This is a genomic window from Streptomyces sp. NPDC001852 (assembly GCF_042891825.1).
In the GTDB taxonomy this organism is placed as follows: Bacteria; Actinomycetota; Actinomycetes; order Streptomycetales; family Streptomycetaceae; genus Streptomyces.
The window spans coordinates 71,639-84,031 of sequence record NZ_JBIATN010000005.1 but is presented as its reverse complement, the minus strand read 5'-3'; the positions used below and the strand labels follow the sequence as shown (position 1 = coordinate 84,031).

11 protein-coding genes are annotated in these 12,393 nt (G+C 72.5%); 6 read left to right on the top strand and 5 right to left on the bottom strand.

Features of this window, described 5'->3' with window-relative positions; genetic code table 11:
• Positions 1-117: 117 nt before the first annotated feature.
• From galE to idi, 3 genes are all read left to right on the top strand, one after another.
• Positions 118-1,089 (top strand): UDP-glucose 4-epimerase GalE, encoded by a 972-nt coding sequence (gene galE, locus ACFYZB_RS10610; RefSeq protein ID WP_388756715.1) that lies wholly within the window; start codon positions 118-120, stop codon positions 1,087-1,089.
• 175 nt (positions 1,090-1,264) lie between these two features.
• A complete protein-coding gene (locus ACFYZB_RS10605) occupies positions 1,265-2,206 on the top strand; it encodes a cation diffusion facilitator family transporter (RefSeq protein ID WP_388756712.1) in 942 nt (313 codons plus the stop codon).
• Between the two features lie 177 nt (positions 2,207-2,383).
• A complete protein-coding gene (gene idi, locus ACFYZB_RS10600; RefSeq protein ID WP_351212244.1) occupies positions 2,384-2,977 on the top strand; it encodes an isopentenyl-diphosphate Delta-isomerase in 594 nt (197 codons plus the stop codon).
• 202 nt (positions 2,978-3,179) lie between these two features.
• Here idi and ACFYZB_RS10595 read toward each other — a convergent pair whose 3' ends face one another.
• Positions 3,180-3,674, bottom strand: coding sequence for an ATP-binding protein (locus tag ACFYZB_RS10595; RefSeq protein ID WP_388757418.1), 495 nt, complete (start codon positions 3,672-3,674; stop codon positions 3,180-3,182).
• 174 nt (positions 3,675-3,848) lie between these two features.
• Positions 3,849-4,448: an HdeD family acid-resistance protein gene (locus ACFYZB_RS10590; RefSeq protein ID WP_388756708.1), complete on the bottom strand. Its 600-nt coding sequence runs from the start codon at positions 4,446-4,448 to the stop codon at positions 3,849-3,851.
• A gap of 129 nt (positions 4,449-4,577) precedes the next feature.
• On the opposite strand from ACFYZB_RS10590, the gene ACFYZB_RS10585 reads away from it, so the two are divergent.
• On the top strand, positions 4,578-5,333 hold the full coding sequence (locus tag ACFYZB_RS10585) for an enoyl-CoA hydratase/isomerase family protein (RefSeq protein WP_388756705.1): 756 nt from the start codon (positions 4,578-4,580) through the stop codon (positions 5,331-5,333).
• On the opposite strand, the gene ACFYZB_RS10580 is transcribed toward ACFYZB_RS10585, so the two are convergent.
• Both ACFYZB_RS10580 and ACFYZB_RS10575 read right to left on the bottom strand, forming a co-directional pair.
• Positions 5,320-5,955 (bottom strand): DJ-1/PfpI family protein, encoded by a 636-nt coding sequence (locus tag ACFYZB_RS10580; protein ID WP_388756702.1) that lies wholly within the window; start codon positions 5,953-5,955, stop codon positions 5,320-5,322. The two genes, ACFYZB_RS10585 and ACFYZB_RS10580, sit on opposite strands and share 14 nt — an antisense overlap.
• Positions 5,956-6,127: 172 nt before the next feature.
• Positions 6,128-7,108 carry a GlxA family transcriptional regulator gene (locus tag ACFYZB_RS10575; RefSeq protein ID WP_388756699.1) on the bottom strand — a complete coding sequence of 327 codons (981 nt, stop codon included), beginning with the start codon at positions 7,106-7,108 and terminating at the stop codon, positions 6,128-6,130.
• A 231-nt stretch (positions 7,109-7,339) separates the two neighbouring features.
• Here ACFYZB_RS10575 and ACFYZB_RS10570 point away from each other — a divergent pair, with 231 nt between their 5' ends.
• Together ACFYZB_RS10570 and ACFYZB_RS10565 are read left to right on the top strand one after the other, a co-directional pair.
• Positions 7,340-9,727, top strand: coding sequence for a Tex family protein (locus tag ACFYZB_RS10570; RefSeq protein WP_388756696.1), 2,388 nt, complete (start codon positions 7,340-7,342; stop codon positions 9,725-9,727).
• An 89-nt stretch (positions 9,728-9,816) separates the two neighbouring features.
• The gene (locus ACFYZB_RS10565; RefSeq protein ID WP_388756693.1) at positions 9,817-10,386 is read left to right on the top strand and encodes a DinB family protein; all 570 of its coding nucleotides are present in this window, start codon (positions 9,817-9,819) and stop codon (positions 10,384-10,386) included.
• A gap of 39 nt (positions 10,387-10,425) precedes the next feature.
• Here ACFYZB_RS10565 and ACFYZB_RS10560 read toward each other — a convergent pair whose 3' ends face one another.
• Positions 10,426-12,066 carry an ABC-F family ATP-binding cassette domain-containing protein gene (locus ACFYZB_RS10560; RefSeq protein ID WP_388756690.1) on the bottom strand — a complete coding sequence of 547 codons (1,641 nt, stop codon included), beginning with the start codon at positions 12,064-12,066 and terminating at the stop codon, positions 10,426-10,428.
• Between the last annotated feature and the right edge of the window lie 327 nt (positions 12,067-12,393).

The window sequence follows — 12,393 nt, the reverse complement described above, 5'->3', positions numbered from 1 at the left end:
ACGGCTGCCCCGGCCTTTGCCGCGATCATCATCGGTGATCCGGGGCCCGACCCACAAACCCGCCGGCACAGAATCGGGCAACCGGGACACCTGGCACAGGACATAGGGTGGACGACCATGACGTGGCTGATCACCGGCGGTGCCGGATACATCGGGGCGCATGTGGCACGGGCCATGGCCGGCGCCGGGGAGCGCGTGGTGGCGCTGGACGACCTGTCGGCGGCGGTGCCCGCCCGGCTTCCCGCGGACGTCCCGCTCGTCCGGGGCTCGACGCTGGACGGTGAGCTGCTGAAGCGGGTCTTCGCGGACTACGGCGTCACGGGCGTCGTCCATCTCGCGGCGCGCAAGCAGGTGGCCGAGTCGGTGGCCGAGCCCACCCGCTACTACCGGGAGAACGTGGGCGGCCTCGCCACCCTGCTGGACGCGGTCGCCGGGGCCGGGATCCGGCGGCTGGTGTTCTCCTCGTCGGCGGCGGTGTACGGCAACCCGGCCGTGGACCTGATCACCGAGGACACCCCGTGCGCGCCGGTGAACCCCTACGGCGAGACCAAGCTGGCCGGGGAGTGGCTGGTGCGGGCGGCCGGAAAGGCGCACGGAATCTCCACGGTGTGCCTGCGCTATTTCAACGTGGCGGGCGCGGCGGCGCCGGAACTCGCGGACACCGGCGTGTTCAACATCGTGCCGATGGTCTTCGACCGGCTCACCCGCGACGAGGCCCCGCGGATCTTCGGTGACGACTATCCGACGCCGGACGGCACCTGCATCCGGGACTACATCCACGTCGCCGACCTCGCCGAGGCCCACCTCGCCGCGGCGCACCGGCTCGCCGGCGGTTCTGCGTCCGGCGATCTGACGCTGAACATCGGGCGGGGCGAGGGTGTCTCGGTGCGCGAGCTGATCACGGTCATCGGGGAGGTCACCGGCGACCGCCGGGAGCCACTGGTGGAGCCGCGCCGGCCGGGGGACGCGCCGCGCGCGGTCGCCTCCGCCGAGCGGGCCGCAGAGCAACTGGGCTGGCGGGCCGGGCGCGGGGTGCGCGAGATGGTGGAGTCGGCCTGGCGGGGCTGGCAGCTGCACCACGGCGGGTGAGCCGCGCGGTCGAGCCGTACCCGAGGGGCCGTACGGAGGAGCTGGACCCACCCTGACCTGCGGAACGTTTCCGCAGGTCAGGGCACATGACAACGGTGTTCAGTACCGCGTTGCCCCATACCCCCCACCCGTAGTTCACTGGGCCCTGCCGGACGGATGAGGAAGGGCGGATGTCATGGGGGCAGGGCACGACCACGGGCACGCGCACAGCCATGCGCCGCCGACGGGTACGGCCGCGGCGGCGTACCGGGGCAGGCTGCGGATCGCGCTGGGCATCACGCTCACGATCATGGTGGTGGAGATCGTCGGCGGACTGGCCGCGGACTCGCTGGCGCTGATCGCGGACGCGGCGCACATGGCGACCGACGCGGTGGGCCTCGGCATGGCCCTGCTGGCGATCCACTTCGCCAACCGCCCGCCGAGCACGAACCGCACCTTCGGCTACGCCCGCGCCGAGATCCTCGCCGCCCTGGCCAACTGTGTGCTGCTGCTCGGGGTCGGCGGATACGTGCTGTACGAGGCCGTCCAGCGGTTCGCGACGCCCGCGGAGACCCGCGGCGGCCTGATGATCGTGTTCGGCCTGATCGGCCTGGTCGCGAACTCGATTTCGCTGACCCTGCTGATGCGTGGGCAGAAGGAGAGCCTGAACGTGCGCGGCGCCTTCCTGGAGGTCGCCGCCGACGCGCTGGGCTCGTTCGCGGTGCTGGTCTCGGCGGCGGTCATCCTGACCACGGGCTGGCAGGGCGCCGACCCGGTCGCCTCGCTCGTCATCGGCGTGATGATCGTGCCGAGGACGCTGAAGCTGCTGCGCGAGACGCTGGACGTGCTGCTGGAGGCGGCCCCGAGGAACGTCGACATGGCCGAGGTGCGGGCGCACATCCTGGCACTGGACGGCGTGGAGGACGTACACGACCTGCACGCGTGGACGATCACCTCCGGGATGCCGGTGCTCTCGGCGCATGTGGTGGTCAGCTCGGACGTGCTCAGCGCCATCGGCCACGAGAAGCTGCTGCACGAACTGCAGGGCTGCCTCGGCGACCACTTCGACGTGGAGCACTGCACCTTCCAGCTGGAGCCGAGCGGGCACGCCGAGCACGAGGCGCGGCTGTGCCACTGACGATGCACACAGGTGTTCGACACCCGTCGTGGACGGTTCCGTGATCTCCGGATCGGGCACGATGATCTACCGGGTCCGCCTTCCGGCGCCGCGCCGCGCGCGACGTGCGGGGAAGTGCCGGGAGTGCCGGATTCGTACGGCAGACTTGGGGTGCGAAGACCGAGGCGAAGGATGGGTATGCCGATCACACCTGCCACCGCGACGCACAGCTCGTCGAATGGCACTGCAGAGGCGATTTTGCTGGAACTGGTCGACGAGAAGGGTGTGACGATCGGCACGGCGGAGAAGCTCGCCGCCCACCAGCCGCCGGGGCAGCTGCACCGCGCGTTCTCGGTGTTCCTCTTCGACGAGCAGGGCCGGCTGCTCCTCCAGCAGCGGGCACTCGGCAAGTACCACTCCCCCGGCGTGTGGTCCAACACCTGCTGCGGCCACCCGTACCCGGGCGAGGCGCCGTTCGCCGCCGCGGCCCGGCGCACGTTCGAGGAGCTCGGCGTGTCCCCCTCACTGCTGGCGGAGGCGGGCACGGTCCGCTACAACCACCCGGACCCGGCCTCGGGCCTGGTCGAGCAGGAGTACAACCACCTGTTCGTCGGCCTGGTGCAGGCGCCGCTCGCGCCCGACCCGGAGGAGGTCGGCCGGACCGCGTTCGTGACGGCCGCCGAGCTCGCCGAGCGGCACGCCCGCGACCCCTTCTCGGCCTGGTTCATGACCGTCCTGGACGCGGCCCGTCCGGCGATCAGGGAGCTGACGGGCCCGGCCGCGGGCTGGTGAGCCGTCCACGACAGCACTGCGGGTCCGGAGCGCCACCACGGCGGCGGGCCCGAGCGGTTCAGCGGTCCCGTCGGCCTGCGCGGCCGTAGCAGCTCCGCGGGGCCTGCCGTGCTGCGACAGCGTCGGCCGTCCCGGGCGGTTCGGCAGCCTCCCGGGCCCGCGCGGTTCGGCAGTCTCGCGGCCCTGCGACTCCGAGGCGGCTCTACGGCAGCGTCATGGGCTTGAGCGGGAGGGCGGCCCAGATCACCTTGCCGCCGCTCGCGGTGTGCTCGACGTCGACCGTCCCACCCGCCTCCCGCGCCACCTCGCGCACCAGGAGCAGGCCCCGGCCGCCGGTCTGACCGTGGTCGGCCTCCAGGGCGGTCGGACGGTAGGGGTGGTTGTCCTCCACGGACACCCGTACCCACTCGGCTCCGACCGCGATCTCCACGGCCAGCATCGGCGACAGCAGCGCCGCGTGCCGTACCGCGTTGGTGACCAGCTCGGAGACGATCAGCAGCAGGCCGTACACCAGCTCGTCGGAGACCGGCACGCCCTGGCGCAGCAGCAGGTCCCGTACGGCGTGCCGGGCCTGCGGGACCGAGGCGTCCACCGCGGCGGCCGTGAACCGCCAGACGCCTTCGTACGGCAGTGGATCGGGCGGCCGTTCGGCGCCCCCCGCTGGGCACGGCCCGTCACCGCGCCCGTGGTTGTCCATCGTCCGGTCGCCACCCTCGCGCTCGATTGTCACCACACGTCGAGTGTTGGTAACGAACCGCCCCGGTCCGGAGGCCTGAACACAAGTCAGCGGGTATCGGACGGTTTCTGACCGAGTGCGTATGACACGGTCACGTGTGGGACTGTTCCTGTCGCCCGGACGCCGGTTCGCGAACTAGTCGGGTCGTACGGGTTTGGGCTGCCCCTCTTCCGAGACGAGACCGACGATACGGCGCCCGCCGTAGCCGGTGGCCACGAGGCCGAGGCCGTCGAAGAGCAGGGCGAGCGAGATGAAGGCGCCGATGACATATTGGCTGCTGCTCGGCCAGGAACCGAGGACCAGGATCCCGAGCAGCAGGTCGAAGGCGCCGAGCAGCAGGGTCCAGCCCAGCTGCGGTCCGCGCACGACCAGGCCGCCCACCAGCCGGAAGAAGCCCGCGGAGAGGAACAGCAGCGCGGCGAACATGGTGAGTGCGGCGGCCGCGGCGTGCGGCAGGCGGATGACGACGATGCCGGCCGCGATGTTCAGGGCGGCGACGATGACACCGAGCCAGAAGAAGCTGGTGCCGCGGGCCTGGATCGCGTGCAGCAGCCCCACGATGCCGCCGATCAGCAGCAGCCAGCCGAACAGCAGCATCGAGGTGAGCGTGGCGGCCGCGGTGTAGACGAGTCCGACGATCCCGGCGAGCACGAGGAGCGCACCGAGCGCGGCGAGCCAGCTGAAGCCGCGGTGGAGTCTCGTCGCGCTGTCCCTGCGTGCACCGGCCCTGGCCATGGCGACCTCCTCGGTCCACACCGTTCGGCACCCCCTCCACTTTTGTCCCCGTTGACCGTGTTTCGTAACGCACCGCATCTGCCGGCCCGCGCTCTCCGTACCGATCGGAGCCCCCGATACGATCCGGGCATGGAGCCCCAGCTGTCGCACCACGTCGAAGGCGCTGTCGCCACCCTCGTCATCCGCAACCCGGCCAAGCGCAACGCCATGACCGCCGCGATGTGGCGGGCCCTGCCGCCGCTGCTGGAGGAGTTGGCGCGCGATCCCGGCGTACGGGCGCTGGTGCTCACGGGTGAGGGCGGGACCTTCTGTGCGGGCGCGGACATCAGCACGCTCCAGGGCTCCCCGGGGGAGGCGCAGGGACTCGCCGTGGCCGCCGAGGAGGCGCTCGCCGCGTTCCCCAAGCCGACCGTTGCCGCCGTGCGCGGACACTGTGTGGGCGGCGGGGCACAGCTCGCCGCGGCCTGCGACCTGCGGCTGGCGGAGGAGGGCGCGCTGTTCGGGGTGACACCGGCGCGGCTCGGCATCGTCTATCCGGCCTCCTCGACCCGTCGGCTGGTGTCGCTGGTGGGTCCGGCCACCGCCAAGTACCTTTTGTTCACGGCCGAGTTGATCGATGCCGGGCGGGCGCTGGCCACCGGGCTGGTGGACGAGGTGCTGCCGGAGGGCGAACTGGGCAAACGGGTGGCGGAGTTGGCCCGGATCCTGGTCTCGCGCTCCCAGCTCACCCAGGCCGCCGCGAAGGAGTTCGCGGGCGGCCGCACCGACCGGGACGCCCACTGGGCGCAGCAGGCCCGCGGCAACCCCGACACCTCCGAAGGGGTCGCCGCGTTCCTGGAGCGCCGCCGGCCGAACTTCACCTGGAGCGTGTCTACCTCAGGATGAATGGGCTCCGCGCGCGCAACCGCTCGACGAGGTGGGCGGGGGCCTTGTGCGGGGCCCCGGCGGCGTAGAGCGGCTGCGGGTCGTACTCCGTGGCGAGCTGGACGGCCTGGGCGTGTTCGTCACCGGCGATGCGGCCGGACAGGGTGAGGGCCATGTCGATGCCGGCGGAGACACCGGCTGCGGTGACGTACTTCCCGTCCGACACCACCCGCTCCTGCGCCGGCTCGGCGCCGAACCGCTCCAGCTGGTCGAGCGCCAGCCAGTGCGAGGTCGCGCGGCGCCCGTCGAGGAGGCCGGCGGCGGCCAGCAGCAGCGAGCCCGTGCACACCGAGGTCGTCCACGTGCTGGTGGCGTCGACGGCGCGAAGCCAGTCCAGCAGGGGCCGGTGTTCCATCAGCGCGCTCTGCCCCGGCCCGCCCGGTACGACCACGACGTCGGGCCGCGTGACCTCGCTCAGCGACCGGTCGGCGACGACTCCGAGCGCCCGGGTGTCGGTACGCACGGGACCGGTGCGCTCGGCGACGAACACGGTCTCGGCGCCGGGGAGCCGGGAGAGGATCTCGTAGGGTCCGACGGCGTCCAGGGCGGTGAAACGGTCGTAGACGACCATGGCGATCTGCATGGTGGGTCCCTTCGGTGGTCGAAGCGGTGTGGGGGGCTGAGCGGGCACGAGCCTCCGTGATCAGGCGGGCGGGCGAGCGCGGCACGATGTCCGCGATTCCGCCGTGGCCGGAGTCAGTGGGCAGCCACAGTCGCCGATCACGGGCTGTGAGCCTCCGTCGGTGACGGCCGGCTCAGTGGGCCGTGGCCGGGCGGAAGCGGCGGCGGTACTCGGCCGGGGCCGTGCCGAGGGCCTTCACGAAGGCGCGTCGCATGGCCTCGGGGGTGCCGTAGCCGCTGTCGCGGGCGACCTCCTCGATGGTGTCGGTGGTGTCCTCCAGCAGGCGGCGGGCGTGTTCCAGGCGGACCCGGCCGACATAGCGGCCGGGGGTCATGCCGGTCTCGTCCCGGAAGGCACGCGCGAAGTGGCGCGGTGAAAGGCGGGCCCGGGCGGCGAGCGCGTCGACGGTCAGATCGCCCGCCGGATGCTCGGTGATCCAGCGCTGGACCTCCCGCAGCGGTGCGCGCTGCGCGGTCTGCGCGGCGAGCTGGGCACTGAACTGTGCCTGGTTGCCGGGCCGGCGCAGGAAGACCACCAGGTGCCGGGCGACGGCGAGCGCGACGTCCCGGTCCAGGTCCTCCTCGACCAGGGCGAGGGCCAGGTCGATACCGGAGGTCACCCCGGCCGAGGTGGCGACGGGGCCGTCCCGGACGTAGATGGGCTCCGGATCCACGGCGACCGCCGGGTGGTCCCGGGCGAGCTTGTCGCAGTAGGCCCAGTGGGTCGTCGCCCTGCGGCCGTCGAGGAGACCGGCGGCGGCGACCGGGATGGCGCCCGTGCACACCGAGACCAGGCGCGGGACACGCGGTCCCCGGGCGCGCAGCCAGGCGATCAGCCGGGGATCGGAATCGCGCGTGCCCTCGCCGCCGGGCACCAGCAGGGTGTGCGGGTCGGCGGCGGCGGTGAGCGCCTCGTCGGGTACGAGGGTCAGGCCGCTGGAGGTGCGCACCGGGCCGCCGTCCAGGGAGGCCGTACGGATCCGGTACGTGCCCGGGGTGTGCTTCTCGGCGCCCGTGAACACCTCGAGCGGCCCGGTGACGTCGAGGCTCTGGACGCCGTCGAAGAGGACGAAGAGGAGGGTTCGCCGGGCCCTGCCCTCGATGCGCTGCGTCATGGCCTCGATTCTTCGCCGCCGGGCGCATGGCCGCAATGACGGCTTTCCCACCTTTTCTGCCATCACGGGCATGAGAGCCGGTTGCGTTCGGCGGGGCCTCGTCGAGCGCGGGCGGGAGCCGAACCGGAGAAACGGCCGGGCGGCCCGCCGGGGTGCCGCCCTGATCCCCGGTTGTCGGTGTCACCTGCCACAATTGCCGCGCAACCTCAGTGGAGAAGGCGGTACGGGATCGTGACGACACCCGGGTCCATCGAAGCAGGATCCATCGAAGGCAGGATCGCCGAGGAACTCGGCGTACGGGAGCGGCAGGTGAAGGCCGCGGTGGAACTGCTCGACGGCGGTTCGACGGTGCCCTTCATCGCCCGCTACCGCAAGGAAGCGACCGAGATGCTCGACGACGCGCAGCTGCGCACGATCGAGGAGCGGCTGCGCTATCTGCGGGAGCTGGAGGAGCGGCGGGCGGCGATCCTGGAGTCGGTGCGCGAGCAGGGCAAGCTGACCGCGGAGCTGGAGGCCCGTATCCGCGATGCCGAGACCAAGGCACGGCTGGAGGACATCTACCTCCCGTACAAGCCCAAGCGGCGCACCAAGGCGCAGATCGCGCGCGAGGCCGGCCTGGAACCGCTGGCCGAGGGCCTCCTCGGGGACCCGACGGTGGAGCCGCTGGCGGCCGCCGCCGCGTTCGTGGACGACGGCAAGGGCGTCGCCGACCCGCAGGCCGCTCTGGAGGGCGCGCGGGCCATCCTCACCGAACGGTTCTCGGAGGACGCCGACCTGATCGGCGAGCTGCGCGAGCGCATGTGGGTGCGCGGGCGGCTGGCGGCGAAGGTGCGGGACGGCAAGGAGGAGGCGGGCGCGAAGTTCGCCGACTACTTCGACTTCGCCGAGCCGTTCACCGAGCTGCCCTCGCACCGGATCCTGGCGATGCTGCGCGGCGAGAAGGAGGAGGTCCTGGACCTCGTCCTGGAGCCGGAGGAGGCCACGGAGGGGCCTTCCTCGTACGAGGGCACCATCGCGCACCGGTTCGGGATCGCCGACCGGGGCCGCCCCGCCGACAAGTGGCTGACGGACACGGTCCGCTGGGCCTGGCGCACCCGCATCCTCGTCCACCTCGGCATCGACCTGCGCCTCAGGCTGCGGACGGCCGCCGAGGACGAGGCGGTGAACGTCTTCGCGGCGAACCTGCGCGACCTGCTGCTGGCCGCCCCGGCCGGCACGCGCGCGACGCTGGGCCTGGACCCCGGTTTCCGTACGGGCGTGAAGGTCGCCGTGGTCGACGCGACCGGCAAGGTCGTCGCCACGGACGTGATCTACCCGCACGTCCCGGCGAACAAGTGGGACGAGGCCCTCGCCAAGCTGGCCCGGCTCGCCAAGGAGCACGCCGTCGAGCTGATCGCGATCGGCAACGGCACGGCCTCCCGCGAGACCGACAAGCTCGCCGGTGAACTGATCACCAGGCACCCGGAGTTGAAGCTCACCAAGGTGATGGTGTCCGAGGCGGGCGCGTCGGTGTACTCGGCCTCGCAGTACGCCTCGCAGGAGCTGCCGGACATGGACGTGTCGCTGCGCGGCGCCGTCTCCATCGCCCGGCGGCTGCAGGACCCGCTGGCGGAGCTGGTGAAGATCGACCCGAAGTCCATCGGCGTCGGCCAGTACCAGCACGACCTGTCCGAGGTGAAGCTGTCCCGCTCGCTGGACGCGGTCGTGGAGGACTGTGTGAACGGCGTCGGCGTGGACGTCAACACCGCGTCCGTGCCGCTGCTCTCGCGGGTGTCGGGCATCTCCTCCGGTCTCGCCGAGAACATCGTCGCGCACCGGGACGCCAACGGCCCCTTCACCTCCCGCGGGGAGCTGAAGAAGGTGGCGCGGCTCGGCCCGAAGGCGTACGAGCAGTGCGCGGGCTTCCTGCGCATCCGCGGCGGCGCCGACCCGCTGGACGCCTCCAGCGTGCACCCCGAGGCCTACCCGGTGGTCCGCCGCATGGTGAAGACCACCGGCCAGGAGGTCGCCTCCCTCATCGGCAACACCGGCGTGCTCCGCTCGCTGAAGCCCGCCGACTTCGTGGACGACACGTTCGGTCTGCCGACCGTGACGGACATCCTGAAGGAGTTGGAGAAGCCGGGCCGCGACCCGCGTCCCGCGTTCAGGACGGCCACCTTCAAGGAGGGCGTGGAGAAGATCTCCGACCTGTCCCCCGGGATGATCCTGGAGGGCGTGGTGACGAACGTGGCCGCGTTCGGCGCCTTCGTGGACGTCGGTGTCCACCAGGACGGCCTGGTGCATGTCTCGGCCATGTCCAAGACGTTCGTCAAGGACCCACGCGATGTCGCCAAGCCCGGTGACATCGTCAAGGTGAAGGTCCTCGACGTGGACATCCCGCGCAAGCGGATCGCGCTGACCCTGCGCCTGGACGACGAGGCCGCGCCGCAGGGAGAGGGCGGCGGCCGTCAGCAGCGCGGCGGCGGCCCCCGGCCGCCCCAGCAGCGGCAGGGGGGCGGCCAGGGCCGGCGTGAGGGCCGCGGCGGCGACCGGGGCGGCCGCCAGGCCGCGCCGCCCGCCAACAGCGCGATGGCCGACGCACTGCGCCGCGCGGGGCTGCTGGACCCGAAGAAGCGCTGACCGACCGGGGGCCGGAGCCACGCGGCTCCGGCCCCCGGCGCACGGAAAAGTCCGAGCGGCACCGATCACCGGACCGGCAGACTGCCGCCATGACGGATCCGAAGGACGACCTCCGGGTGTATCTCCAGGACGCCCGCGACGTACTGCTGTGGAAGCTGGACGGCCTGCCCGAGTACGACATCCGGCGCCCCCTCACCCCCACCGGCACCAACCTGCTGGGCCTGGTCAAGCACTTGGCCGGCGCCGAGGCACTGTACTTCGGCAGGGCCTTCGGCCGGCCCTTCGCCGGTACGGCGTTGTGGATCGGCGGCGACGCGGAGCCTGACGCGGACCTCTGGGCGCGGGCCGACGAGTCCCGTGCGGACATCGTCGGCCTGTACCGGCGGGCCTGCGCCCACTCGGACGAGACGATCGCGTCGCTGTCCCTGGACGCGCTCGGCCGGGTGCCGGGCGCGCCGAGGGAGACGACGCTGCACCGGAGCATGACCCACATGATCGCCGAGACCCAGCGGCACGCCGGCCACGCCGACATCGTGCGCGAACTGATCGACGGGGCGGTGGGACAGCGGCCGGACGGGCTCAATGTCGCGCCCCACGACCCGGAGCACCTCGGCCGGGTCGAGCGAGCGGCGAAGGAGGCCGCCGCGCGCCACCCGTAGGCCGGCAGGCAGCGCCCGAAGGGGCGCGGGGCCGTGTCCCTACCGCTCCGTCACCTTGCCGTCCGCCACCTCCAGCCGCCGGGTCACCCGGACCGCGTCCAGCATGCGCCGGTCGTGGGTGACCAGGAGCAGGGTGCCCTCATAGGAGTCGAGGGCGGACTCCAGCTGTTCGATGGCGGGCAGGTCGAGGTGGTTCGTCGGCTCGTCCAGGACGAGGAGGTTCACTCCCCGGCCCTGGAGCAACGCCAGGGCCGCGCGGGTGCGTTCGCCCGGGGAGAGGGTCGCGGCCGGGCGCAGGACGTGGCCGGACTTCAGGCCGAACTTGGCGAGCAGGGTGCGGACGTCGACCGGCTCGGTGTCGGGGACGGCCGCGCAGAACGCGTCCAGCAGGGCCTCGGGGCCGTGGAAGAGCTTGCGGGCCTGGTCCACCTCGCCGACCAGGACGCCGGAGCCGAGCGCCGTGTGCCCCGAGTCGAGCGGGACACGACCGAGCAGCGCGCCCAGCAGGGTGGACTTGCCGGCGCCGTTGGCCCCGGTGACCGCGACCCGGTCCGCCCAGTCGATCTGCAGGGACACCGGTCCGAAGGTGAAGTCGCCGCGCCGGACCTCGGCGTCCCGCAGGGTCGCCACGACCGCTCCGGAGCGCGGGGCGGCGGCGATCTCCATGCGCAGTTCCCACTCCTTGCGCGGCTCCTCGACCACCTCCAGGCGCTCGATCATGCGCTGGGTCTGCCGAGCCTTGGCCGCCTGCTTCTCGCTGGCCTCGCTGCGGAACTTGCGGCCGATCTTGTCGTTGTCGTTGCCGGCCTTGCGCCGGGCGTTCTTCACACCCTTGTCCATCCAGGCCCGCTGCGTCTGCGCGCGCTCCTGGAGGGCGGCCTTCTTGTCGGCGTACTCCTCGTAGTCCTCGCGCGCGTGCCGACGGGCCACCTCGCGCTCCTCCAGGTAGGCGCCGTAGCCGCCGCCGAAGAGGTTGATCTGCCGCTGTGCCAGATCGAGTTCGAGGACCTTGGTGACCGTGCGGGTGAGGAACTCGCGGTCGTGGCTGACGACGACCGTGCCGGCGCGCAGGCCGGTGACGAAGCGTTCCAGTCGCTCCAGGCCGTCGAGGTCGAGGTCGTTGGTGGGCTCGTCCAGGAGGAAGACGTCGTACCGGGACAGCAGGAGCGAGGCGAGGCCCGCGCGGGCCGCCTGGCCACCGGACAGCACGGTCATGGGCTGGTCCAGGTCGACGGCCAGGCCGAGCGAGTCGGCGACGTCCTGCGCGCGCTCCTCGAGATCGGCGCCTCCCAGGCCGAGCCAACGCTCCAGGGCGATCGCGTAGGCGTCGTCGGCGCCGGGCGCCCCGTCCACGAGTGCCTGGGTGGCCTCGTCCATGACACGCTGGGCCTCGGCGACCCCCGTACGGCGGGCCAGGAACTCCCGGACGGTCTCTCCCGGCCTGCGTTCCGGCTCCTGGGGCAGATGCCCGACGGTCGCGGCCGGCGGGGACAGCCTCAGCTCGCCCTGTTCGGGCGGGGTGAGTCCGGCGAGCAGCTTCAGCAGGGTGGACTTGCCCGCGCCGTTGGCACCGACGAGACCGATCACGTCGCCGGGCGCGACGACGAGGTCCAGCCCGGAGAAGAGGGAGCGGTCGCCGTGCCCGGCGGCGAGGTCCTTGGCGACGAGGGTGGCAGTCATCAGGACGCCGATCCTAATGGCCCCGGCACCGCACCTCGGCACCATGTCCCGCCGACCCGCCCCACGTCCCGGCTCCCCGGTTCCCCGGTGGGCCGGCCCCACATCTCACGCCCCGTGTACCGAGGGCCGGCTGCACATCGCACACCCCGGGTACGGAAGGAGGGGCCCGCGTCTCGCACAGCGGGTACACAGGGACGGGCCCGCGTCTCGCCCCACATGTACCGATCGGCCGACCCCAACGCATCCCAGCCCCGTTTCCGGGTGAGCCCATTCCGCATCGCAGGCTCGCGTCTCCCTTGGGGCCCGCTCCACACCGCAGCGTCGCGT